The 24238-nt window shown below is 64.0% G+C and carries 22 protein-coding genes and 1 pseudogene; 11 read left to right on the forward strand and 12 right to left on the reverse strand.

What is annotated here, in order from left to right; all coding sequences use genetic code 11:
* Positions 1–89: 89 nt before the first annotated feature.
* The 5 genes from B4K74_RS12085 (at position 90) to B4K74_RS12105 (ending at position 7548) form a co-directional block, all read left to right on the forward strand.
* Positions 90–998, forward strand: coding sequence for a LysR family transcriptional regulator (locus tag B4K74_RS12085; RefSeq protein ID WP_286693150.1), 909 nt, complete (start codon positions 90–92; stop codon positions 996–998).
* 346 nt (positions 999–1344) lie between these two features.
* On the forward strand, positions 1345–1770 hold the full coding sequence (locus B4K74_RS12090) for a tyrosine-type recombinase/integrase (protein ID WP_286693151.1): 426 nt from the start codon (positions 1345–1347) through the stop codon (positions 1768–1770).
* Between the two features lie 309 nt (positions 1771–2079).
* Positions 2080–2769 (forward strand): hypothetical protein, encoded by a 690-nt coding sequence (locus B4K74_RS12095; protein WP_286693152.1) that lies wholly within the window; start codon positions 2080–2082, stop codon positions 2767–2769.
* Positions 2681–4222: a Y-family DNA polymerase gene (locus tag B4K74_RS12100; protein WP_286693153.1), complete on the forward strand. Its 1542-nt coding sequence runs from the start codon at positions 2681–2683 to the stop codon at positions 4220–4222. Before B4K74_RS12095 ends, B4K74_RS12100 begins: the two co-directional genes overlap by 89 nt.
* Positions 4219–7548: an error-prone DNA polymerase gene (locus tag B4K74_RS12105; protein ID WP_286693154.1), complete on the forward strand. Its 3330-nt coding sequence runs from the start codon at positions 4219–4221 to the stop codon at positions 7546–7548. Before B4K74_RS12100 ends, B4K74_RS12105 begins: the two co-directional genes overlap by 4 nt.
* 138 nt (positions 7549–7686) lie before the next feature.
* On the opposite strand, the gene B4K74_RS12110 is transcribed toward B4K74_RS12105, so the two are convergent.
* The 5 genes from B4K74_RS12110 to B4K74_RS12130 form a co-directional block, all read right to left on the reverse strand.
* Entirely contained in the window at positions 7687–8529 is an 843-nt protein-coding gene (locus B4K74_RS12110; protein WP_286693155.1) for a recombinase family protein, read from the reverse strand.
* A 138-nt stretch (positions 8530–8667) separates the two neighbouring features.
* Positions 8668–10338, reverse strand: coding sequence for a P-loop ATPase, Sll1717 family (locus B4K74_RS12115; RefSeq protein WP_286693156.1), 1671 nt, complete (start codon positions 10336–10338; stop codon positions 8668–8670).
* 283 nt (positions 10339–10621) lie between these two features.
* Positions 10622–13300: a DNA polymerase gene (locus B4K74_RS12120; protein WP_286693157.1), complete on the reverse strand. Its 2679-nt coding sequence runs from the start codon at positions 13298–13300 to the stop codon at positions 10622–10624.
* A gap of 446 nt (positions 13301–13746) precedes the next feature.
* Positions 13747–13908, reverse strand: a complete 162-nt coding sequence (locus B4K74_RS12125; RefSeq protein WP_286693158.1) for a hypothetical protein — start codon at positions 13906–13908, stop codon at positions 13747–13749.
* 235 nt (positions 13909–14143) lie between these two features.
* Entirely contained in the window at positions 14144–15109 is a 966-nt protein-coding gene (locus B4K74_RS12130; protein ID WP_286693159.1) for a hypothetical protein, read from the reverse strand.
* Positions 15110–15243: 134 nt separating this feature from the next.
* Between B4K74_RS12130 and B4K74_RS12135 the strand changes: the two genes are divergently transcribed.
* Both B4K74_RS12135 and B4K74_RS12140 read left to right on the forward strand, forming a co-directional pair.
* Positions 15244–15468, forward strand: coding sequence for a helix-turn-helix domain-containing protein (locus tag B4K74_RS12135; protein WP_286693160.1), 225 nt, complete (start codon positions 15244–15246; stop codon positions 15466–15468).
* Between the two features lie 24 nt (positions 15469–15492).
* Positions 15493–15771 carry a helix-turn-helix domain-containing protein gene (locus tag B4K74_RS12140; RefSeq protein WP_286693161.1) on the forward strand — a complete coding sequence of 93 codons (279 nt, stop codon included), beginning with the start codon at positions 15493–15495 and terminating at the stop codon, positions 15769–15771.
* Between the two features lie 80 nt (positions 15772–15851).
* On the opposite strand, the pseudogene B4K74_RS12145 reads toward B4K74_RS12140, so the two are convergent.
* The 6 genes and pseudogenes from B4K74_RS12145 to rdgB form a co-directional block, all read right to left on the reverse strand.
* Positions 15852–16502: pseudogene (locus B4K74_RS12145) on the reverse strand (magnesium chelatase domain-containing protein); the annotation flags it as partial.
* 82 nt (positions 16503–16584) lie between these two features.
* Complete coding sequence (gene gshB, locus B4K74_RS12150) at positions 16585–17532, reverse strand: glutathione synthase (RefSeq protein ID WP_286693162.1); 948 nt, start codon at positions 17530–17532, stop codon at positions 16585–16587.
* A gap of 15 nt (positions 17533–17547) precedes the next feature.
* Positions 17548–17967, reverse strand: coding sequence for a YraN family protein (locus B4K74_RS12155; RefSeq protein ID WP_286693163.1), 420 nt, complete (start codon positions 17965–17967; stop codon positions 17548–17550).
* An 8-nt stretch (positions 17968–17975) separates the two neighbouring features.
* The gene (rsmI, locus tag B4K74_RS12160; RefSeq protein WP_286693164.1) at positions 17976–18857 is read right to left on the reverse strand and encodes a 16S rRNA (cytidine(1402)-2'-O)-methyltransferase; all 882 of its coding nucleotides are present in this window, start codon (positions 18855–18857) and stop codon (positions 17976–17978) included.
* Between the two features lie 42 nt (positions 18858–18899).
* Entirely contained in the window at positions 18900–20051 is a 1152-nt protein-coding gene (gene hemW / locus B4K74_RS12165) for a radical SAM family heme chaperone HemW (RefSeq protein WP_286693165.1), read from the reverse strand.
* Entirely contained in the window at positions 20044–20646 is a 603-nt protein-coding gene (rdgB, locus tag B4K74_RS12170; protein WP_286693166.1) for an RdgB/HAM1 family non-canonical purine NTP pyrophosphatase, read from the reverse strand. The genes hemW and rdgB overlap by 8 nt, the downstream gene beginning before the upstream one ends.
* 466 nt (positions 20647–21112) lie before the next feature.
* Here rdgB and B4K74_RS12175 point away from each other — a divergent pair, with 466 nt between their 5' ends.
* From B4K74_RS12175 to B4K74_RS12185, 3 genes are all read left to right on the forward strand, one after another.
* Complete coding sequence (locus B4K74_RS12175) at positions 21113–21709, forward strand: DUF2975 domain-containing protein (protein WP_123286014.1); 597 nt, start codon at positions 21113–21115, stop codon at positions 21707–21709.
* A 23-nt stretch (positions 21710–21732) separates the two neighbouring features.
* Entirely contained in the window at positions 21733–21981 is a 249-nt protein-coding gene (locus B4K74_RS12180) for a helix-turn-helix domain-containing protein (protein WP_123286013.1), read from the forward strand.
* Positions 21982–22135: 154 nt separating this feature from the next.
* Positions 22136–22498, forward strand: coding sequence for a Smr/MutS family protein (locus B4K74_RS12185; protein ID WP_241153085.1), 363 nt, complete (start codon positions 22136–22138; stop codon positions 22496–22498).
* A 76-nt stretch (positions 22499–22574) separates the two neighbouring features.
* On the opposite strand, the gene B4K74_RS12190 is transcribed toward B4K74_RS12185, so the two are convergent.
* Positions 22575–23057 carry an Hsp20 family protein gene (locus B4K74_RS12190; RefSeq protein WP_123286011.1) on the reverse strand — a complete coding sequence of 161 codons (483 nt, stop codon included), beginning with the start codon at positions 23055–23057 and terminating at the stop codon, positions 22575–22577.
* Positions 23058–23342: 285 nt separating this feature from the next.
* On the opposite strand from B4K74_RS12190, the gene B4K74_RS12195 reads away from it, so the two are divergent.
* Entirely contained in the window at positions 23343–24128 is a 786-nt protein-coding gene (locus tag B4K74_RS12195) for a class I SAM-dependent methyltransferase (protein WP_286693167.1), read from the forward strand.
* Positions 24129–24238: the final 110 nt, after the last annotated feature.

Here is a 24238-nt window from a genome sequence, read left to right on the forward strand (position 1 = left end):
TGAAGGCTACGGGCCTTGGGAAATTGCGGAAGACGCATCATTTGCATGGTATAGCTGCAGCGGACGCCATATCGGCGTAACGGTGACGGATGGCCCTCCCGGACCTCAATCTGCTGGTGGTTCTCGACGCGCTTCTGGCCGAGGGAAGCGTGGCGGGCGCCGCCCGGCGACTTCGGTTGAGTCCTTCCGCGATGAGCCGCGCGCTCGGGCGGGTGCGTCAGGCCACAGGCGACCCGCTGCTGGTGAGGGCCGGCCGCGGTCTCGTTCCGACGCCGCGGGCGGCTGAACTTCGGGAACGCGTGCGGCAGGTCGTCGAGGAAGCGGGCGCGGTCTTGCGGCCGGACGACGGGATTGAGCTCAGGACGCTATCCCGCACCTACACACTGAGGACCAGCGACGGCTTTGTGGAGACCTTCGGGGCCTCTCTACTCTCGCGGGTCGCAGACGAAGCGCCGGGCGTGCGGCTATTCTTTCTTCAGAAGACCGACAAGGACAGCACGCCGCTGCGCGATGGGCGAGTTGATCTGGAAACGGGGATCATCGAACCCGCGACCGGCCCCGAAGTGCGAAGTCAGGCCCTGTTCCGGGACCGGCTCGTGGGCGTGGCGCGCAAGGGGCACCCGCTCGACCGCAAGCCGCTGACTGCGGCGGCCTGGTCGCAGGCCTCTCACGTCCTCGTTAGCAGAAGCGGCCTTGAAGAGGGCGCGGTCGACCGACCGTTCCTGCCGCCGGGGACCGAGCGTCGTGTCGGGACAATCGTCAGTGGTTTTTCAACCGCCCTGTCGCTGGTGCGGGCCTCGGATCTCGTCGCTACGGTGCCGGACCGGCACACCTCAAGCCTGCGGGATGATCTGTTCAGTTTCCCCCTGCCGGCGCCCACCGAGGCGTTCACGGTGTCGATGCTTTGGCACCCCCGGATGGATTCCGATCCAGGGCATCGCTGGCTGAGAGGCTGCGTGCGGGCGGTGTGCGGTCAAACGGCCGGCGGCCGGGTTTAACACCACTCGGACCAACGGCCGCTATTGGGGGCCGGCTGGGTGTCTGCTTCTGGCGCAAATCGGACCTCGATCGGTTCGGCGGCCTACGTCCGCTTTCCGGACGGATGGTCTACCTTGCTTGAAGGGGACATCTGGAGGTGGACGTCATGGCGCAGGGCGACTTATTCAAATTTCCGAAGAAGCCTTGGAACGCTGGCCGCATAGTCGGGGCCAAAGCCCCGCTGAAGCCGAAGCACATCTGGGCAATCCGTCAGCAGTTGAAGTCGGCGGGTCGCGTTCGTGATTTAGCTCTGTTCAACCTGGCACTGACGCCAAGCTAAGGGGCTGTGATCTGGTGAGGCTGCGCTTGAGCGATTTGGGTCAGGGCTGGGCGGTACGCGAGCGATCGATCATCATCCAGCAGAAGACTGGCCGGCCCGTCCCGTTTGAGATCACTCCGCCCGCCCGGGACTCTCTCGCTCGCTGGATCGAAATTCGGGGCCAGCGCGAAGAGGACTGGATATTCCCCAGCCGTATACGGCCCGGGGATCACCTCGGAACTCGACAGTACGCTCGCCTCGTTGATCAGTTGGAGCAGATGATTGATTTGGATTCCGGCAGCTACGGCACCCATAGCCTGCGACGGACGAAAGTGGCGCTCATCTACAAGAAGACCGGGAACCTGCGCGCATGCCAACTGCTGCTCGGCCATGGAAAGCTGGAGAGCACCGTGCGCTACCTCGGGATCGGGGGAGACGACGCTCTAGCCCTGTCTGAGCCGGTTGAACTCTAGACCATACTTCCGGAAAGCGGACTCTCGCGGCGACTGCTATGGGTGGTGAGCAGACATTGCGGCTCGCCGCCAGCCAGCATCCGTTTCGACAACTGCCCATGGGGGTGTCGGCTCCAAGGCCAACCCACCTTGTAGACCCCAGAGGTCGATCTGCTCTGATGTCGCCGGGGAGCCTGCTCTTCGTAATTATTTCGGACTTGACTCGCCCGGCATGAAGGGAGGCATATAGAAGAACATTTAGTGAACATCATGTCCCCACCTGCCACTCTCAGCCATCTGCGCGCGCATCTGTCTTCACGAGGCCCAGTCTTGCGGGCCCCGACGGCGCGGCTGTTCGACATCCCGGCGACAGGCCGCGGCGCCGTCTTTCCTGCCGATGCGGTGCATGAGGTCTATGCCGCCTCAACCCGGCACGGATCGGCGGCAGAGGGCTTTGGTCTGGGACTGGCGCTTCAGGCGGCGGGGACCCTGGTGTGGATCCATGAGGATCGGGGTCGGCATGAGCAGGGCGCCCTGTACGGCAGCGGACTGCGGGAATGGGGGGTGGAGACCGGGGACCTGTTACTGGTCGGGGTGCCCGATACGGCGGCCCTGCTGGCAGCAGGCGAAGAAGCCTTGCGCAGTGGGGCCCCGGCCGCCGTCCTGATGAGCGGCTGGGGGGAATCCCGGGCCTGGAGCCTGACGTCCAGTCGTCGTCTGGCGCTGGCCGCTGCGGCCGGGCGGACGACGGCGATTTTCGTTCGAACGGGGGCACAACCTCAAGCCAGTGCCTCTGACACGCGGTGGTCGGTCAGGGCCGCCCCCTCGAAGGCACTGGAAGCGGGCGCGCCGGGCCGACCGGCTTTTCGGGTGAGTTTGTTGCGGAGCCGGGCAGGGGTGGCCCCGGGGGAGTGGATTATGGAGTGGGATCGTGAAGCGCGATCATTTGTCGAACCGAAGACATCTGGCGGTCTGGTTTCCTCTCCTGCCTATCGACCGGCTGGGATCCGCGCGGCCTGAGGGGCCTTTCTGCCTGATCGACCGACGGGCCAACGCCCTGCGGCTGGTGGCCGTGGATGCGGAGGGGCTGGCGCTGGGCCTTGCGCCCGACATGACGCTGGCGGATGCCCGCGCCCAGGTGCCCGAACTGGAATCCTGGCCGCATGATCCGGACGCGGACAGGGCCTGTCTGGACCGCTTACTGGAGAGCTTTGGTCGGTTCTCGCCGATGGTCGCGGGCGATGATCCCCATGGTCTGATGCTGGACGTTACCGGCTGCGCCCACTTGTTTGGCGGCGAGGCGGGGTTGATGCAGGCCGTCCATGCCCTGTCCGGGCGACTGGGGCTGGAGGCGCGTTGCGCCCTGGCCCGCACCCCTCAGGCCGCTCGCGCCTTGGCCCGCTTCGGGCGGCCGGGAGAGATCGTGGCCGAGGGCGGGGACCGCGCCGCAGCTCGCCAGTTGCCGGTCGCGGCACTGGAGCTGGCCCCGTCGGACATACAGGCCCTGAGACGGGCGGGACTTAAGACCATCGGCGATGTCGACGACCGTCCGCGGGCTTCGCTGGCGGCTCGCTTCGGGCAGGAGTTCTCGACCCGGCTGGACCGTATTCTGGGACTGGAGGATGTGCGCATCACGCCCGTCCGGTCCCCCGCGCCGGTTGTGACCGACCGGCTGTTGATGGAGCCGCTGGCCACCACCGAACCGCTGGAGACGGTGATTGGCGACCTGCTGACCGACGTCGCGGCGATCCTGCAGACCCGGCTTTCCGGAGCCCGCCGCTTTCGCCTGTCTGTTTTCCGGGTCGACGGCCACGTCCGCCGCATCGGCCTGGGTGTGGCCCGTCCCACGCGCGATGTCCGAAGCCTGCAGCGACTGTTCCGGGAACGACTGGCGGCGCTCACGACCCCTCTGGACCCCGGCTTTGGCATTGATCATCTTCGGATGGAGGCGCTGGATCTGCAGCGGCTGGACCCCGTTCAGGTCGACATCGACACCGCGACCGAGGGGAGCGAGGCGCTGGACGCCCTGATCGACCGGCTGGCGGCGCGCCTCGGGTCTGCGGCGGTCAGCCGGGTGCGACCGGCGAACTCCTATCTGCCGGAGCGGGCCAGTCAGTTGATCCCCGCCGGACATCCCGGAGAAAGGAAGACCACCTCCTGGCCCGAGCGGGATCCCCAATCCCCACCGCTGCGCCCCCTGCATCTGTTCGACCCGCCCCAGCCGGTCGAGGTCATGTCGCCTGTGCCCGACGGGCCCCCCGTTCGCTTCAAATGGCGGCGGGTCACGCATCGGGTTGTCAGTGCCGAGGGACCGGAGCGGATCGAGGGCGAGTGGTGGCGACGCAAGGGCGGGCGGGTGCGCGACTATTACCGGGTGGAGGATGAGGAAGGCCGTCGCTTCTGGCTGTTCCGGGCGGGCCATTTTGGCGAGCTGCCGCCGCCGCGCTGGTATGTCCACGGCCTGTTCGCATGACCCCGCCTGCCTGGGCCGAGCTGGTTGCCGCCAGTAATTTCTCGTTTCTGAGGGGCGCGTCGCATCCCAAGACCCTGGTGCTGACCTCGCTGCTGCTGGGACAGGCTGGCCTGGGTCTGGCGGACCGCAATACGGTAGCCGGCGTGGTGCGGGCCTGGAGCGCCCTGAAGCAGTTGCGCGAGGATGGCTGGTCCCCGCCTGAGAAGCTGCGCGATGGCGGGTCGCCCGGCGAAATCCGCTGGCAGGAGGACCCGCTGAACGATCCGGCTCTGGTCGATCAGGTCCGGGAACGGGCAGGGGCCTTTCGCCTGTTGACCGGCACCCGGCTGGGCTTTGCCGACGGCTCGCCCGACATCGTCGCCTATCCCGAGGATCGTGAGGGCTGGGGGCGCCTGACGCGGCTACTGACCCTGGGAAACCGCCGCGCGATCAAGGGCGACTGTCATCTCAATCTGGCCGATCTGCTGGCCAATCCCGAGGGACTGCTGCTGATCGTCATGCCCGGGCGGAACAGGGACGGCCTGCCAGCCCTGCTGGACCGTTTGAATGAAGTCCGACCGGGGGCCGTCTGGCTGGGGGCGACCATGCCGCGACGCGGGGACGACCGCCGTCAGCTGGCCCGGTTGGGAGAGATCGCGGCCCGGGCGAGCACGCCGCTTCTGGCGACCAATAATGTGCTTTATCACGCGCCGTCCGAGCGCGACCTGCAGGATGTGCTGACCTGTATCCGCGAGGGGACCAGCATTGATCAGGCCGGGCGTCGTCTGCTGGCCAATGGGGAGCGCCATCTCAAGACTCCGGCAGAGATGGCCCGTCTGTTTGCCGATACGCCCCACGCCCTTGCCGAGGCCATGGAATTGCTGAAGCGGCCGATCTTCGACCTGTCGGACATTCGCTATCAGTATCCGGAAGAGCCGATCCCGCCGGGCCGGACGCCGCAAGCCTGGCTGGAACAGCTGGTCGAAGAACGTCTGCCTCTGCGCTATCCAGAGGGCGTTCCGGACAAGGTTCGGGCCACCCTGGCAAAGGAGCTGGCTTATATCGATGCGCGGGACCTGGCGCCCTATTTCCTGACGATCCACGACATCGTCCGCGAGGCGGATAACCGCCGTATCCTGTGCCAGGGGCGGGGCTCGGCGGCCAATTCGGCGGTCTGTTTCGTGCTGGGCATCACCAGTGTCGATCCGGCCCATCACGACCTGCTGTTCGAGCGGTTCATGTCAGCAGACCGCAACGAACCGCCCGATATCGACGTCGATTTCGAGCACGAGCGCCGGGAAGAAATCATCCAGTACATCTACGGGCGATATGGCCGCGAGCGAGCCGGGATTGCCGCGACCGTCATCCGCTATCGCCCGCGCAGCGCCATCCGCGAGGTCGGCAAGACGCTGGGACTGACCGAGGATGTCACCGCCCGGCTGGCCGGGACCCAGTGGGGCAGCTGGGGCACCGCCATCGCCGACGAACGGATCGAGCAGGCGGGTATGGACCCGGCCAATCCCATGATCCGCCGGGCGGTGGATATGGCGGGGCGGATCATGGGGTTCCCGCGGCATCTGTCGCAACACGTCGGGGGATTTATCCTGACGCGCGGACGGCTGGATGAACTGGTCCCGATCGGCAATGCCGCCATGGCCGACCGCACTTTCATCGAATGGGACAAGGACGATATCGACGAATTGGGCCTGATGAAGGTCGATGTGCTGGCGCTGGGCATGCTGACCTGCATCCGAAAGGCCTTCGACCTGATGCACCTGCATGAGGGCATCGACCATGACCTGGCGACCGTTCCCGCCGAACAGGCCGACGTCTATGACATGCTGTGCAAGGGGGACTCGATCGGCGTCTTCCAGGTCGAGAGCCGGGCGCAGATCAACATGCTGCCGCGGCTGAAGCCGCAGGTCTTCTACGATCTGGTGATCCAGGTGGCGATCGTGCGTCCGGGACCGATCCAGGGCGACATGGTCCATCCCTATCTGCGCCGCCGCTCAGGGACCGAAGCGGTGGTCTATGCCAGTCCTGCCCCGCCTCATGAGCCCGATGAACTGAAAAAGGTCCTGCACCGGACGCTGGGGGTCCCCCTGTTTCAGGAGCAGGCGATGAAGGTCGCCATGGTCGCGGCCGAGTTCACCGACAAGGAGGCCAACGGCCTGCGCAAGGCCATGGGCACCTTTCGCGGTGACGGCACCCTGCACACCTATGAGGACCGCATGGTCGGGCGGATGATCGAACGCGGCTATGATCCGGACTTCGCCCGGCGCTGCTTCGAGCAGATCAAGGGCTTTGGCTCCTACGGGTTTCCCGAAAGCCACGCGGCCAGCTTTGCGCGGCTGGTCTATGTCTCCAGCTACATCAAATGCCGGCACCCGGCGGCGTTTGCCTGTGCCTTGCTGAACAGCCAGCCGATGGGCTTCTATGCTCCGGCCCAGATCGTGCGCGATGCCCAAGAGCATGAGGTCGAGGTCCGTGCCGTCGACGTCAACCATAGCCATTGGGACAATACGCTGGAAGGTCCGGCGGATGCGCTGGCCCTGCGGCTGGGCTTCCGCCAGATCGACGGCTTTCGCGAAGACTGGGCGGATGATCTCGTCCTGGCCCGGACCCGACCGTTCGACACGATCGAGGGGCTGATGCGCCGGGCGCGCCTGCCGGTTGCCGCGATCCGCAAACTCGCCGATGCCGATGCCTTCCGTTCGCTCGGCATGGACCGCCGTGAAGCTCTGTGGGAAGCGCGCCGCCTGCCGGACGATGACGCCCTGCCGCTGTTTGCCGTCGCCTCCGCTCGGGAACTGGGTGAGGAGCCGGACGCCAACCTGCCGCGCATGGGTCTGGGGGAGCACGTCGCCGCCGACTATCAGACCACACGGCTGTCGCTAAAGGCCCACCCCATGGCCATCCTGCGGCCGGCCTTTGCCGCCGAGGGCCTGCTGACCTGTCGTGAGGTCGAGGCCCGCCGGTCCGGATCGGTCGTGCGCACCGCCGGGGTGGTGCTGGTCCGTCAGCGGCCCGGCAACGGCAGGACCATCTTTATCACCCTGGAGGACGAGACCGGGGTTACAAATTTGGTCCTGTGGGTTCCGGTGTTTGAGGCGCACCGCCGCATCGTCATGAGTGCGCGCCTGCTGGGCGTCGAGGGCATCGTGGAAAAGAGCGCCGAGGGGGTAGTGCACCTGATGGCCCGGCGGCTCTGGGACCGGACGGGAGAGCTACAGCACCTGTCCGCCGACCACGACGCAGTGGTCCAGCTGTCAGGTGCCTATGAGTTCATCAAGCCTCAGCACCCCAGGAACCTGCGGGTCCTGCCGGGTTCGAGGGACTTTCACTGACGACTGAGCGCGATCAACACACATCAGCCAACCGCCCATAAGCAGCTGCTCCGAGTGGCTGTTATGAGTCACCTTTCGACTCGGGGACTGCAGGCTCGGATGTCCGCTAAGGGTGGCGGGGGAAGCGGACCTTCGCCATCAGCCCCGAGGCTGACGCTTTGCGGCTCCCCTAGCAGCCATTAGTCGAGCAGCAGTTGAAGCGTGCCATTTAGCGCCGCGTACGGTCGCGATACCTTGTCGGTTGAGCTCGGCCGCCACTGCCGACGGCTTTGTGTTTCCAGCAGACATAATCGCAGCAACGATGGGGGAGAGCTCCCGATACCGTTTAGCTGTTTGGCGCGCACGCGCCCGGCGAGCTAGCGTCAGATCTCCAGCATACCTCCCGAGTGCCTCTTCCGCCCGGGGATTACCCAGCCCTTTAACCGGCCGACCGCTTCGGCTGGATAGGTGAGTCTCCCCACGGGCAATCTTGCTCTTGATTGCTGCTAGAGCTTCGGTGGTTCGGCGGGAAATCATCTCTCGCTCAGCCTGAGCGATAACAGCCAGGACGCCGATTGTAAGGTCGTTCGCGTCCGGAACGTCCGCCGCCAAAAATCGCGCACCGCTGTCTCGCAGGGTCAACAAGAACGCAGCGTTGCGGGACAACCGATCGAGCTTGGCGATCACTAGGGTCGCCTCGGTCAGTTTCGCTCTCGCCAGCGCCTTCTTGAGCACGGGTCGGTCGTCGCGACGGCCTGTCTCGACCTCGGTAAACTCGGCCAGAAGAGACAGACCGCGCTGCACTGCAAGTTGCTGAACAGCGTGCCTCTGGGCAACTAGTCCCAGACCGCTTCGCCCTTGGGAAGCGGTGCTCACACGGTAATAAGCGATTGCCTTCATTGGCGTTTCCCGACCAAAGCTCGCGGCAAATGAACGTTTGCCGGAATGGTCTGGGGTCCGGGATTTATCGGAGAAGGACAACGCTTTGAGTTTGACCAGCACCACAGGCAGGCAGGCAGCTAAACCACGCCGAATAGCGGATGTCGCCCAGAAGGGTCGGCACACTCTCTGTCCGCCATCGCCCCTTGATTTCAGACGCTATTCTCGACACTCAGCCAATTTGGCCAATCACCCGCCATATCACGTGGTCGAGCTTGCGCGCTTCCACTGGCCGTACTCATTGAGCCGATAGGCCCCATGGAGCATCGGATGCACTCGGGCGTGAGTGGAAGAGCCGATTAAGTCGGGTGACACCAAGGGAGCGTCGATATGAGAAACGATGAATCGGTCCTCCTCGCGCGTCTTCAGTGAAACTGCCCCGACGCGGTACAGTATGGACAGGACGGCGGCGAGCAGCGCCTCCTTTGAGTTCCGCTTGGTGTCACAAACCGCTTGGCAGTGATCGTGAATGGGATCGTACGAGATTTTCCTGGCGCTGCCCACGCTGAGCGCCAGCTCTTCAAGCTTTGCGCTGGAGAGAAGCGCTGCGTAAGTGATCGAAACTGACTTTTCACTCGTAATAAATGAGAGCATTTCCGAAAGGCTGGGGAAGGTACTTTTCCACTCTTGCACCAGAGCATCACGGCGCTTTCGTGAATATTCCGCCTCAGCACGCTGTATGTGGGTTGGCGCAATCTCGTACTGACCGTCAGCTACGGTCAAGCATTCATTCACAAACGCAATAAGATCACGAGGGCGCATATGAGACCGCTCGATCATATAGTCGAACGGGTCCTTATTTTTGATATTCTTGGTGAAAACGTCCTTAAATAGAACATTTGTACCAGTGTATTGACGCCTAAGGACTGTTGATATGCGCTTATCAACTAATTGCCTGAGATCGTTCTTAGACCATTTAATATGGATAAAATGATCTTCGAACTTTTCCCGTTGGAAGGTGATATCGCTAGTTTCTTGCACGACGCGCTCAAGTATATCCGTTCTTAAAGCGACCAAGATTTTTAGGTTGCGGACCGCCTTAAACGACTTCAGCGATGCGATAAGTGCTCGGATAAGCCGAAACCGAATTGACTCGTCGACCCACCGTTCGTCCAACTTGTCGATCAGTATAAAACATCTCTGCATATCATCGTTGGATGTCGATGCGAGCATTTCGACGACGCCATGCAAATCCCGCAACTGCTCGGCACTGATTATGTCGCGGGCACGCGCAACTAGTTCGCTCTTTTTCTCTGTACTCAATCTCTTCTCGTACTGCCCACCTGCTTTGAACTTCGAAATCTCTGCTCCAAACACAGCGTTAAGCTTATCTTCGTAAGCTTCGGTGATCTCCTTGATGTTCTGGTCCATCGTGATCCAGAATTTGTTGCCCCACTCTTGCAGGTAGGCAACCGCACGCTTCTTGCGGTCATCTTTGGTAAATTTCGAGACGATCTTGTCGAAGATCGTCGCCGATTTCGCAGCGTTATCCACGCCCCAACGCAACCGTATAAACTCTAGGCAAAGGACGTGCTTCCAGAGAACTTGGAAAAGCAGGTCAAGATCGGCCCCGATGGCATGAAGGAATCTAAGAGCGTCGGAGTTCGCCACGTAGTTCATCGACATCTCGGCCGGATCAACTTCGGATGTGTGGGTTTCCTGCTCTTCAACGTAGCGCAGGATCGCCGTCTTGCCGGAACCAGTCCTGCCCGCGAGAATCATTCCCGCAGAAGCAATCTTCAGCGCCTCATCGACGGGGGGATAGGTAACGAAGCATTCGAACAACAGGTCATCGTCAGACTCGGCATTGCCAGTGCCGATCGACATCCCGGCCTTTAGGATGACTGGGTTTATGCGCTTAATCTTGCTCAACCTATTGCCCCCGCAGTGCCATAGCTCGGCTAAACCCGACCCGACCCGACCTGACCTGACCTGATCACGATCACTCTATGACCGTCGCCGCGTGATGCAACCGGTAGAGGCTAGGGCTTCCGTGACCCTGTGGACGAACAAGCTGACGTGATCCATCAACACGCGTGATGACGACGCTTGGAGGAGCTAGCTGCGGCGAGAGTCGACTTTATCGCTCTTATGACCCCATTCAACTAGTCGACTGGCTACGAGAGCGTCCGCCCTACGTCACTCGTGTCAGGGATCAGATATTGCTGAGCTTGTGAAGCTGCAGTCGCTGGGTGCGTTTCACCGTCTGCAAGGCCAACGGGCTCGATCGAGTGATATCAAGCGCGTGTTCACTTGATGCTAGAAACAGCTCGGTCTGCAGCTCAGGCCATAGCAATTTCAGCTTCTTGAGGGCAGCCAGAACCTCTTCGGTCCCCGCGCATAAGTGCGGTATGAACGGCTTGCTTCGTCCGTTCTCGACATCGTAACGCGAAGCCGCAAGGCCAACGTCAGTCAACAATTGAGCGAAGCCAGAGTTAGAGAGGCCGTCACGGTTTAGCGTCAGGCCGGCGGCGGAGCTGTACCATGCCGAACAGAGGGATTGGCGCAGGCGCGATAGATCCGGTGCATCCTTCTTCAGGTATCGGCCACGCTCGTCGTTGAGCGTGGTGTGGGTGAGCACGAACCTGGCGAAGGCGTGAAAGTCGTCCACCGACTTAAGGCAATGCCGCTCGTCGGAGTTGTAGCGCTCCCAGAGTTCGCGAACTTGGTCGATCTGCTCGATGGTGTCCCAGGGCTCTGTGCAAAATGCGAGGTGACGCGGGGTGATTGCATCGACCGCCGCTGATGGCCGTCGTTTCCAATCGAACTCCATGCTGAGCCGACGATCGGCCTCCTTGCGAACCAGATCGGCATCATATTCTACGATGTCTCGCAGGCCGGTTAGGATCGACATGTTGATCATCGAGTCCGGCCGACGGTTGATGAAGAGATCGACGATGTGCGCGTTGCGCTGCCGGGTCGTTTCGACCCCATCAGGCGACTTGATCCCGCCCTTGGCGAGGACGTAGTCGTAGTCCTCTCCATAGTTCGACCGGCCCGGAACAAGCGTCGCCTGGCCTCGGGTGCGCCACCCGAGGGGTCTGCGGATGGCGTGCTTAGTTTCAAGCACATCGGTCTTTCCTGTCAGAAAGCCTCGGCTTTCCCGGAACAGCGTCGCCAACGGCCCCTGCTGCGCGGCATCGATCTGAGCCTCCGTCGCATTGGTCAGGAACCCGTCAGTCGTGGCGCTAAAGACCGTCACGTCCTCAGGCAACGCGTTCAGGATTTCCGCCAACAGGGCGCGGGGAAACGAAGTGATATAGGCCGCATTGTATGCGTTAGTGATCGCGCTCTCGGGGAGAGGGACGGTCCCGTGTGCACGCATACTGTAGACCCGCTTTTCCATCAGGCCTTGAGCCGTCTTTCCGTAGGTAGCGTTCGCGTTCTCCTTCCAGAACAGGTTCATGAAGGACTTCTTCGGGTGCTCGTTCCGTCGCGCGATGGCGTCCTTGATGAAGGCCCCGTAGATTCGAAAATCGTCTTTGTACGGCACTATCAACCCGTGCTGGATCGTCAGTTTCGCGCCTAGCGCCGCAGCGACAGCGATCTCTGGGGAGGCGCAATAACTTCTCCCTTTGCGAGGAAAGAATAGGCCCCCTTGGCTCCTGACTGGCAATGACGGGAACCGGACCGAGTTCGGAAACTCGAAGTCGACCAGAGCCACCCCGAGTACGTCGGCAGTGAAGTCAGCCACCACCGTGCTCAGCTTCATGTTTTCCCAGTCCGGCGTGCGGATGAGCGACATTGCAGTCGGATACGCCCCGGACAAATCGTAGTCTGTCCACGTGTCCTCAAATCCGGGACCGAACCAGAACTGTTCGTTTCGGCCGCCGTGGTAACACTCTGTCGCCAGCCGCAGATGCAGCTCCACATTTTCTTGGTTCACAACGGTCTTTTTGGTGCGGTACCGCCCCTTACGGGGATCGTAGACCTTCTCCTTGATCAAGGTTTTTCCGAGCAGAGCGAACCGGTCCCTTTGCTCGGTGTCCCAGGCCTTCAGAAGGAGATTCACGCCAATGCCCGTCATCGTGACAGGCAGGACCGCTTCACCGAGCATCTCCTTATGCAGATCCAGCAACATCAGTGCGTATCTTACGCAGATCTGGGCGTCTCGGAGAGCATAGGTCTCGAACAGCTTCGGTTGGTCGGCCAGCAGCTGGTCCATATTCTCCTTGAAGAACTGTTCCTTTGCCGGATCGGGGTCGAGAACGATCTTGGGGGCGCCAACCAGATCACCGATGGCGGCCAGAGACTTTGACCCTTCAGGCGCTAAGAGCATTGTGTCTCTGAGCTGCACCTCCAGCGTCAGACTAGGATCGTCCACCAACGGCGAAATCCAGATTTTCTCCTTTAGAGTAAGGAAGGTGTTTCTCACACTGTCCATAAACACGGTCAGCTTTTTGAAGTCGCTGAGCGCCGGAATATCCGCTCGGGTAAAGTGGCCCACCAAAATGACCGAGGTTGGAAACTTGGACACAGAGCCATCCTTGATCCCGCACTCGACCGCAAAACGCAGCAGAGTGCCTGAATCGATGCGCTCACCCTTTTTAGGGTAAAGCACACCGCCCCACTCGACATCCGGTGCTTGGCCAGCGGGATCATAGATCCGACACCAAACTTGATACGACAGCACCTCAAACTTGGCGTCACCGGCCTTAACATCGGCACGGGAGACCGGCGTGTCAGGCGGCTTGTACTCCGTATCGAACCCCACCAGCAGCACATGGTGCTCCGGATCAGCGGCTCCGTAAAAGTGATGTCTCTTTACCCATACCCCACTTTTACTGAGGTCATTTTCCGGGTCTGGGGCGGGAGGTGAATTAGCGTTGGACATGATGGTGCTCCCCGGCCCGAAGGCCAGTTGTGAATTGATCTGCGTGGAGTGGTGAAAGCCCGAAATCCCGCTACGTCCGTACCGCAGGCGGTGACGGCTTCGGATAGGCTTCGTATTTAGTGCTGAGGCGTCATTTTTTTGAGCTCCTGAAGCGGGTCGGAGCAGGACTAAGGTGCACTTTCGTCGGCAGCGCCATACTAATTCAGCGTTCGAAGAAGTGCCTCATGGACGATGTATTTCGTCGTGATGCAGCGGCGAAACACTTGGCGATCAAGCCACAAGAAAAATGTCGTACACCTGCCAATCTCGATGGCAGGTGCTCATCGCCCGAAAGTTAAACCCCCTCGCCTGACCCCCCGGGAGAATCGATTTTACGCCGTGTTGGATCGGTCGATAAGAACCCAGTGAACGTAGCGTCTGGTGCAGTCAGATTTTGAACAGCGGCGTCATTCAGAGGGCTTCGGCCTGGGCTGATTGGCGAGCGTGTTGAGCGCCTGAATATCCTCATCCGTGTAGCCGTCGGGACGTTCGTCGCTGCGGAAATGAATGGTGGCGAACAGGGCCGGGATGTCCTTCGGTTTCTGGTCGCCTTCAGGTCTATCAGACATCCCTAGCCTCCGATGACATGCCATATGGCGGTAGCGAACAATGCAGTGGGCAACGCCAGCATCACGCAGCATCCGAGTGAAGCCCCCAGCTTGCGCTGTCTGGCCTGACGCCGAAGCGGGACGCCAAGCTGATCAGATGTGTGACGCTTTGCCTTCACCAGCCCTGTCGCTCGGCTGAGGGAGAAGCTGACGCCGGGAGGAAGACGGGAACGTCTCATGATCGGCTGATGGGTTCCTAGGGCTTGGGCTTCGAGCGAGCGAGCTGGAACACCACGAACAGAATGGCGACGACAAACGGCTGCACGACAGACATCGTCACGCCGGTCAGAAGGTCGGTCTTGCGGACGTTCACGGCCAGGACGATGAGCCAGATACCGCCGGCGACCACTAATCCGCCGAAGGGGGAGCCCATTGCTGCCCCGGCCCACAAGGCAAATCCGGCGACCAAGTGAAGGATGTTCCACCAGTTCAGGATCATCGGCCAACCGAACTTCCGCATCGAATGATCAGCTAGGGCCTTGGTCGCTAGCAGCGCAGCCAGAACCGCAACGATGAAGCCGAGGATGAGCCCGCCGCCGGCCATCTGCTCCATGCTGGAAGGTGGGGGGGCGCCAGCGTCCGACGGCGAGACAGCCTCCTCCGCCTGGTCAGGTTCAAAGGATCTATTTTCAGAGGGTCGCACTTCATCGGCGACAGGGTCCGAGACCTCGGTGCCCTCTGCACCCTGACCCATCAAATCCGAAGCGACCTCCAGCGCCTCCTCCAAGGATGGCTCCGTGGGCTGGCGATCAACTGGCGGTGCGGGTCCGTAGGCGGGTTCCGATCCGGGAAACTCGGCTGCTGCAGCCCTCTCCCTGCGGCCCGACGCTGCCGCATACTCCAGAGCGTCGAGCTGTTCGTCCATCGACCGGCCAATGCAGTCACGGTCGCTTCCGCAGACGGAGAGGCTTCTCGTCCATGCGGTATGATTATCTCGTACCCGGTCGGGTTCTGTGGCCTCCTCCAAAGCCGTGCGATAGGCGCTGTCGATCTGCCGATCTTGGGCCGAAAAGGTCGGGTCCTCGCAGACAATGGCAATGGTCTCTGACCTTGGCTGGCGGCAGTCGAAATTGGCCTGCGCCGCCGCCTCATCGGGAAGACCAAAAACGGCTCCAAAGACGACAAGACACGCCGCAGCAGCGGCCCATGGCGATTTGATCATGAAATTCCCCCGATCAGGTTGAGTGGCCGCCCTCCGCCGAAACCCACCAACCGGCAACGCCAGCGCTCAACCCGAATACATACTATAGTTGATAAACTTGACCGACCGAGACGGTCAACTGTGGCCGCATGGACATGCGGAGGCTGCTCGGCCGAAATGTGAGAAAATGTCGGGTTGAAGCCGGGCTGACGCAGGAGCAGTTGGCAGAGCGTTCCGGATTCAGCCAGCAGTACATCAGCGACATAGAGCGGGGCCTTCGCAACCCGACGATCGTCAGCCTTTACGAACTCGCACAAGCCCTCGAGACGACCCCTGTTGTCCTGATCACGCCAGATGGGGAAGAGGGCGCCGAAGGCTGAAAAACGGCCTGTCGGAGGCTGCGCATGTCCGATCAATCTCAGGCCGCAAAGTTCTTTCTAGCCGCCTTGGCCGACCGCATCCGGGATTGGCGTGAGGCCCTGGAGGTGAGCCGAGAAGCGATCGCTGAACGGTCGGGGCTGTCCGTCAGTACGATCCGCCGCATCGAAGCAGGTACTGTCGACCCGAAAGTGACCACGCTATGGGCATTGGCGAAGGCGATGGAGACGGAGGTCTGCGAGCTCGCCGACGTCAGTGGTGAAGAACTGGGGATAGCCGCTGATGGGACGCTTGAGAGCAGGTAGCACCACAGCGCCCAAGGATATGCGCAGTAGGGATGCGATCAGGCGGCCCGCTTTTGAGTGGGCTGTTTAAGAAATGACTTGAGCAGATTGTGTCCGCCTGCCGCCGCGATCTCGAGCGCGCGCTTGGCGCCTTCCTGACCGCGCACCTCGTTCAGGTCGGGCACGGGCCCGTTCGATTTCAGCGGGCCGGGCCGGGGCGCGCTCAACACCTGACTGCCCTTGAAATGGTTGATCAGGCCGATCAGCGAGCGCGGGGCCAGCACCGCCACCTCGGGCCCCGCCCAGGCGGCCTCGGGACCATTGGCCTCGGCGCAGATCAGCCCCAACCCCATGCCGTTGGCGGCAACTGCTGCAGGCAGGGCCCCGCTGACCGGCACAATCCGCCCGTCCAGACTCAGTTCACCCAGCGCGGCCCAGCCGTCCAGCGCATCGGGCGCGATCACCCCCATGGCGGCCAGCAGGGCAAGCGCGATCGGCAGGTCGAAATGGCTGCCTTCCTTGGGCAGGTCGGCGGGCGCCAGATTGGCGATGATGCGCCGCGACGGCAGGGCCAGGCCGATCCCGGAAAAGGCACCGCGCACCCGCTCGCGGCTTTCGGCCACCGCCTTGTCGGGCAGGCCGACCAGGGTGAAGCTGGCCTGGGTGCCTTCGCCGCCCAGAATCTGGACCTCGGCATCGACGCGCCGGGCATCCACCCCGTCGAACGCAACCGTCACCACCCGCGCCACCATGGCCGTCCCTCCACTCCCGCAGAATGGAACAAATCACGAACGAACGCTGGTTGTCAAACGCTGGTTGTCAAATGAGCGGGCTTCAACCCGCCGCGCGCTTCGCCTCGATCACCTGCCACATGCGCGCCGTGGCATCGATGCCGGTAAAGCGTTTCAGCTGCTGGGCCCCGGTCGGCGAGGTGACATTGATCTCGGTCATCCAGTCGCCGATCACATCGATGCCGACAAAGATCAGGCCGCGTTCTTTCAGCGTCGGGCCGATGGCGGCACAGATCTCCTTGTCGCGGGCCGTCAGCTCGACCGGCTGGGCCGTGCCGCCGACGCGCAGGTTGGAACGCACCTGATCCTTCAGCGGCACCCGGTTGATGGCGCCTACCGGCTCGCCATCGACGATCAGGATCCGCTTGTCCCCGGCCGAGACGGCGGGCAGGAATTTCTGGATGACCAGCGGATCGCGCGAGCCCATGGCGTGGATCTCGACCAGCGCTGCCAGATTGGGGTCACCCGCCTTCAGCTTGACCACGCCCGACCCGGCGGCGCCGTGCAGCGGCTTCAGCACCACATCGCCGTGGCGGGCGTGAAAGTCCGCCAGCATGTCGGCGTCGGCCGAGATCATGGTCGGCGGCGTCAAGCCCTGGAACTGCGCGACCAGCAGCTTTTCTGGCGCCGAGCGCACCTCGGCCGGGTCATTGACCACCAGGGTGTGCGGATGAATCATCTCCAGCAGATAGGTGGACGTGACATAGGCCATGTCGAAGGGCGGGTCCTGCCGCATCAGGACGACGTCGACGTCTGACCCCAGATCCAGCTTCACCCATTCCCCGAAGTCGGCGTGGTCGCCGGCCTTGTCGCGCACCTTGACCGGCCGGGCCCGGCAGAACAGCCGTCCATCCTCCAGCGCCAGGGTGCGGAAATCATAGACCCACAACCGGTGCCCGCGTGCCTGTCCGGTCAGGGCCATCAGAAAGGTGGTATCGGAGGCGATGTCGACCGCTTCCATCGGGTCCATCTGGATGGCGACCTTGAGCATGGCGGACCTTTCGGATCAGAGACGATAGCGGCTGTCGAGGTCGGTCTCGGCGGCCAGACCCCGGATATGGCGCGGCAGGCGGCCGGGCGCCAGTGCGATCAGGTCCAGCCGGAGTGTCAGGCCTTTGAGGCCGGGCCGCGCCTTGCGAACCGCGCCCGCCGCCCGCACCAGCCGTCCGTGCTGGACTGGGCCCAGCGCCTCGATGGCCGCCGCCCGCGTCGCGCGTCGCTTGACCTCTACGGCGGCCAGCACCGCCCCCTTGCGGGCGAGGATGTCCAGTTCGCCGTGATGCGTCTTCAGCCGGAAGCCGAGGATCTGATAGCCCTTCAGCATCAGCCAGATCGCCGCCGTCCATTCCGCTGCATGACCCTCCGTGTGAGCCAGCCGCCCCTTGCGCGTGCGCCCTTCGCGACGGTCGGGCGCGGTCGGGGTCACTGGCTTCTTCACTGGCCCGACAGCTCCAGCGCCCGGCGGTAGACCTGCTTCCTCGGCAGGCCAAGGCTGGCCGCCACCCGGGCGGCGGCCTCGGACACCGATCGGTCGGCCAGTTCGGCGGTCAGGGCCTGATCCAGCGTCGCCTCATCCGGCGCGACCTCATCGGCGGGGCCGATCACCACCACCATCTCGCCCTTGGGCGACTGGCAGCGCGGGTCGACCGCCACCTGGTCCAGCGGGCCGCGCACCCAGGTCTCGTGCAGCTTGGTCAGTTCGCGGGCGACCACGGCCTCGCGCGGACCCAGCACCTCGGCCATATCGGCCAGCGACACCGCCAGACGCGGACCGCTTTCGAACACCACCACGGTCTGGCCGGGCGCCTTCAGCCCCTCCAGCGCCGTCCGCCGGCCCCCCGACTTGGCCGGAAGAAAGCCCGCAAACAGCACCCGGTCACTGGGCAGGCCCGCCCCGGTCAGCGCCGCCAGCAGGCTGGACGCACCCGGAAGGGGAAAGACCGGCAGCCCGGCCTCGATCACCGCCTTGACCACCGCATAACCGGGATCGCTGACCAGCGGCGTACCCGCATCCGACACCAGCGCCACCACCTCGCCGGCCGCCAGCCGCGCCAGCACGCCCGGAATGGCGCGCACGGCGGCATGATCGTCGCAGCGCTCCAGTTTGACCCTGAGGCCATAGGCGGTCAGCAGGCGCGCGCTGACCCGCGTATCCTCGGCCAGCACCAGATCGGCGGCCGCCAGCACATCCAGCGCCCTGAGCGTCATGTCGCGCAGATTGCCGATCGGCGTCGCCACCACATACAGGCCGGGGTCGACCCGGCGCGGCGGCGGGGCGGTTCCGGACCACTGGCGGGCGGGATCGGTGTCAGTCATCGACAGACCGTGCCAGCACCCGGCGCGCCCCTCAAGCACAGATCAGGTCAGCAGGGCCTTCAACACCCCGTCCAGCACCGGACGACCGCGCGCCGTTGCCGCCACCCGCCCGTCCGAGAGGGTCAGAAAATCGTCCGCGATCAGGTCGGCCAGTCGACCCCCGGCGGGGCTCATCTGCAGCTCAGCCAGGACGGCCAGCGGCACGCCCTCGACGGTGCGCAGGCCCAGCAGCACCTTTTCTTCGGCGGCCTCGACCGGTGAAAGGGCAGTCTGTTCGGCCCAGGGCGTGCCCGCCCCGACCCCGGCGACATAGTCCGCAACGCCCCGGTGGGCGACGGTTGCCGTGCGCACGCCGTCCAGCGTCAGTCGCCCGTGCGCCCCCGGCCCGATGCCGAGATAGTCGCCGCCCCGCCAGACATGTAGATTGTGGACCGACCGCGCCGCCACGCCGCGCGCATGGTTCGACACCTCATAGGCCTCAAAGCCCGCCTGCCCGAGAACCGACTGTGTCGCCTCATAGAGGTCGGCCGCCAGATCCTCGTCGGGCGGGGTCCAGACGCCGCGCGCCACCGCCCGGCCAAAGGCCGTGCCCGGCTCTATGGTCAGCTGATAGGGCGAGATATGCTCAAAGCCGCTCTCCAGCGCCCAGACCAGTTCGCCGGTCCAGTCGCTGACGGTCTGGCCGGGCCGGGCATAGATCAGGTCGATGGACAGCCGCTCGAAATGGCGGGCGGCCAGTGCCACGGCCCGGCGGGCCTCGGCCCCCGAGTGATTGCGGCCGAGGAATTTCAGCGCCGCATCGTCCAGTGACTGCACCCCCAGCGATAGCCGGGTGACGCCCGCTGCGGCCAGCCCCGCAAACCGCTGTGCCTCTGCATCGGTGGGATTGGCCTCCAGCGTCACTTCGAGGTCGTTGCTCGCCGGAAACAGGGCCCGGGCCCGGTCCACCACCGCTGCCACAGCCTCGGGGGCCATCAGCGAGGGTGTGCCGCCGCCGAAAAAGATCGACACCAGCCGACGCGGTCCGACAAGGGCGGCCTGTGCTTCCAGATCGTCGAGCAGGGCGGCGACCAGCCCCGCCATCTCGCCCTCGCGCCCCCGGGCCCGCACCACGTTGAAATCGCAATAGGGACAGATGCGCGCGCAATACGGCCAGTGGACATAGAGGGCCGGACTGTCGGGCGTGTCAGTCAATCAGGGCGTCTTTCAGCAGGTCAAAGGCCCGGGCACGGTGGCTGATCCCGTCCTTGAAGGCGGGCTCCATCTCGCCGAAGGTCTGGTCGTGGCCTTGGGGCACGAAGATCGGATCATAGCCAAAGCCCCGGTCGCCGCGCGGCGGGAAGGTCAGGGTCCCGTCGACCCGGCCCTCGACCACCACGGCTGGCCCCTGCGGCCAGGCCACCGCGAGGGCGGAGGTGAACCAGGCCGCCCGGTCGTCCGAGCCGATCTCCTCAAGCCTTTGCTCGACCTTGGCCATGGCGTGGGAGAAATCCTTCTCCGGACCGGCCCAGCGCGCCGAAAAAATGCCCGGTGCCCCGTCCAGCGCCCGCACTGAGAGACCCGAGTCATCCGCCAGCGCCACAAGGCCCGAGGCCTCGGCCGCATGGCGGGCTTTCAGCAGCGCATTGCCGCAAAAGGTCGTCTCGGTTTCGTCCGGTTCGGGCAGATTTTGATCACTCATTGTGACGACGTCGTAATTTCCATCCAGCAGGGCCGCGATCTCGACCGCCTTGCCCGGATTGTGGGTCGCGACCAGCAACCGCATCCCCTTGATTAATTTGAGATTCATGAGGCGACACTTTCAAACGGGCAGGATTGCCAAAGTTTAACATCGTTAAACGATATGTAACGTGATTTTTTGCCGCGGCAGGCCTATCTATTATTTCAAGGACGCGGGGTTGCAGCGTTCTTGTCAAAGGCTCATAGCGCAACCACATTGCTGATCTGAACAAAAACACGCAAAACCAGCCCTCTCAGGGGCAAGATGGAGAACTACAATGAACACCATGCCTGTCACCATGCTGATGGACCGTATCGGTCACGTCGTGCTGAACGTCGCCCTGCTGGCCGCCATGCCGACCGCCCTGGTCGCCATTCTGGTCCAGTCCTTCTGATCCGGCCCGCCTTGAAGTCCTCGACTTTGACGCTGCAGACAAACACCGCGATTGTAAAATCCGCGCGGGCCTGAACGGCCGGATACCCGCGCGGCGATCGCCCCTGATCGTCCCTTGTCGATCCGGCCGGCGAGATCCCCGATGCGCCCACCTTCGCTTCGCTTCGCCTCCCGCCTCGGCACCCGGCTGGGACAGGGCCTGCCCGGTTTTCGGGCCCTTGGCCCCGGCTCCGTGTCCAGCCTGCTCAAGACCGCCCTCGACATCACCTATGGGCTGCTGATCTTCCTGACCTTGCTGACCTGCCTGGTCTTTGCCGTGGTCGCCATCATTCCGATGGACCAGGTCGGCCTGACTGTCACCTCTGACACCGGCGGCACCCGTATTCCCCTGCCGCGCGCCCATGCCCTGTTCGGGATCGGCGCCTTCGTCGGCTATTTTGGCGGTTTCGCCCTGATCCTGCGCCATCTGCGGCGCATCTTTCGTACCCTGACGCTGGGCGACCCCTTCCATCCCGACAATGTCAGCCGCCTGAAGCAGGTCGGCTATATCCTCGCCATCGTCACCGGCGGCGTCTGGCTGGGCCAGCTGCTGGTGTCGCGCCTCGTGCGGGGCGTGATGGACCCGCCCAGCCTGTTCAATCTGGTGACCCCGGCCTTTTCCGTGCTCGTCGTGTTCGTCCTCGCCGAGGTCTTCCGTGAAGGCGCCCGGCTGAGGCGCGAATCCGAACTGACGATCTGATCCGCATCGACTAGAGTTTCCCCATGGCCATCCGCGTCCAACTTGATCGACTGCTGCAGGAGCGGCGCATGTCCCTGACGGAGCTCAGCGACCGCGTCGGTGTGACCGTGGCCAATCTGTCCATCCTCAAGACCGGAAAGGCGCGCGCCGTCCGGTTCTCGACGCTGGACGCCCTGTGCCGCGAACTGGGCTGCCAGCCCGGCGATCTGCTGTCCCGCGATCCGGGCCCGGCCGGGGTGGGGGACGAACCGGTCGATGACCCGCAAATCTGATCGCCCAACTGAAGATGGCGAACGACTGTGGCAGCGCGTGGCCTCAACCGTCACGCCGCTGGCCCCGCGCCGCATGCCGGTCCCCCCGCCCATAGCCGTCCAGACCGCCCCCACGAATCGGCCCCGGCCAGCCTCCGGAGGGGCTCCAGCCCCCTTGCCATCGCCCGCGCCCCGGCCCCAGTCGGCACCGTCCGATCTGGACCCTCGCCGCCACCGCCGCGTGTCGCGCGAGCGAGAGCCGATCGAGGCGCGTCTGGATCTGCACGGCCATGGCCGCTTCCAGGCCGAGGACGTACTGACCGGCTTTTTGTTGCGCGCGCACCAGCGCGGCCTGCGCGTAGTGCTGGTCATCACCGGACACGGCCGCCGGGCCGGCGGCGGAGAGGGCGTCATTCGCGCCTCCCTGCCCGAATGGTTGCGCAGCCATGCCCTGCGCGGCGTCGTGGCCGCCTACGCCCCGGCGCACCGGCGTCACGGCGGCGAGGGGGCCTGGTACATCACGCTCAAACGCAGCTGACGCAAGAAAAGCGGCCCGGAAGCGAAAGCCTCCGGGCCGCAGGTCGATTGGGGATTTTACAGGAAGACCGCCGGGGTTATGCGGCCTTCTTCTCGATCTTCGGCTGGGCCTTCGGTTCGGCCTTGCCCTCAATCGTCGGGGAGCCGGTGACGATCTCGATCCGGCGGGGCTTGAGCGCCTCGGGCAGCTCGCGCTTCAGATCGACGGTCAGCAGGCCGTTCACCAGCCGGGCCTCGGTCACCACCACATAGTCGGCCAGCTGAAAGCGACGCTCAAAGTCGCGCTCGGCCAGGCCGCGATGCAGATAGGTCCGGTCCTCGCCGGTGGTCGCCTTCTTGCCCGTGACGGTCAGCAGGTTTTCCTTGACCTCCATCGTCAGCTCTTCCGGGGCAAAGCCCGCCACGGCCAGTTCGATCCGGTAGGCGTTCTCGCCTGTCGTCTCGATATTATAGGGGGGCCACCCCGCTTCGCTGGTGCGCGCGGCGCTTTCCAGCATGCCGGCCAGACGGTCAAAGCCGACGGCGGAACGGTAGAGGGGGGTCAGGTCATAGGTACGCATATCATCCTCCTGGGATCAGCAAGGTTGAACCGCCCGGCGATTTGCCCGGACGGCGGGGTTATGGGCGACACGACCCGCTCTGCGGCGTCGCTCGTCCCGGGAGCCCGACATCGGCGCTCCCGGTCAGGGATTTGGGGTGACACAGGGCGACGTCAAGAGGGCCCACGCCGCCGACTGCATTTTTGGCGCGACGATTTGTCTCCCCCGGAAAAGCTATCCGGCTTGCCCTCCGGGCGCAGCCGCTTAAGGCTGAGGGTCACCTTTCAGCATGACCGGATCCGTCCCATGACCCACGCCCTTCGCCCGCTTGTCCTGATGGCCACCGTCGCCGGTCTGGCGCTCGCATCGTCGGCTGTCGCCCAGACGTCCCGCGCTGCCCAGGACCCGGCACTGATCCAGCCGATGACCCAGGAAGACGAGGTGCTGAAGGCGGCCATCGCCTCGGGCAGCCGCTCCGAAGCCGACCGGGCCCGCGACGTCTATCGCCGCCCATACGAGAGCCTGACCTTCTGGGGCCTGCAGCCCGGCCAGACCGTGGTCGAGATCCAGCCCGGCGCCAACGGCTGGTGGACCCAGATCCTGCAGCCGTATGCCGAGGCCACCGGCGGGACCTATGTGCCGGTCAACCGTATCCAGGACGGCCTGGGCGTGTCCGACGGCTCGGCCGATTTCATCCTGGTGGCGCGCGCCTTTCACAACTGGCACCGCGCCGGGCGCACGGACGAGTTCATGGCCATGTTCTTCGCCGGCCTGAAGCCCGGCGGCATTCTGGCGGTGGAACAGCACCGCGCACCCGAAGGCAGCGACGTCGATCAAAGCGCCCCGACCGGCTATGTGCCCGAGTCCTACGTCATCGCCGCCGCCTTGGCGGCCGGGTTTGAACTGGACGCGTCCAGCGATCTCAATGCCAATCCGGCCGATGACCACAGCCATCCGTTCGGCGTCTGGACCCTGCCGCCGGTACGCCGCAGCGAGCAGGACGGTCGCGTCCTGACCGAGGCCGAGCGGGCCGCCTATGACGCCATCGGCGAAAGCGACCGGATGACCCTGCGCTTTCGCAAGCCGGAATGATTGCACACGGCGGCTTTGACCCTGCCTGCGAAGCTGGCTAAGCCGGTCGGGCCGTCGGCCTGCCCGGCGTCGCCCACCCGTGACCGAGCCGAGAAAGTGTCCCAGGAACG

The organism is Brevundimonas sp. UBA2503 (assembly GCF_002341485.1).
In the GTDB taxonomy this organism is placed as follows: Bacteria; Pseudomonadota; Alphaproteobacteria; order Caulobacterales; family Caulobacteraceae; genus Brevundimonas; species Brevundimonas halotolerans.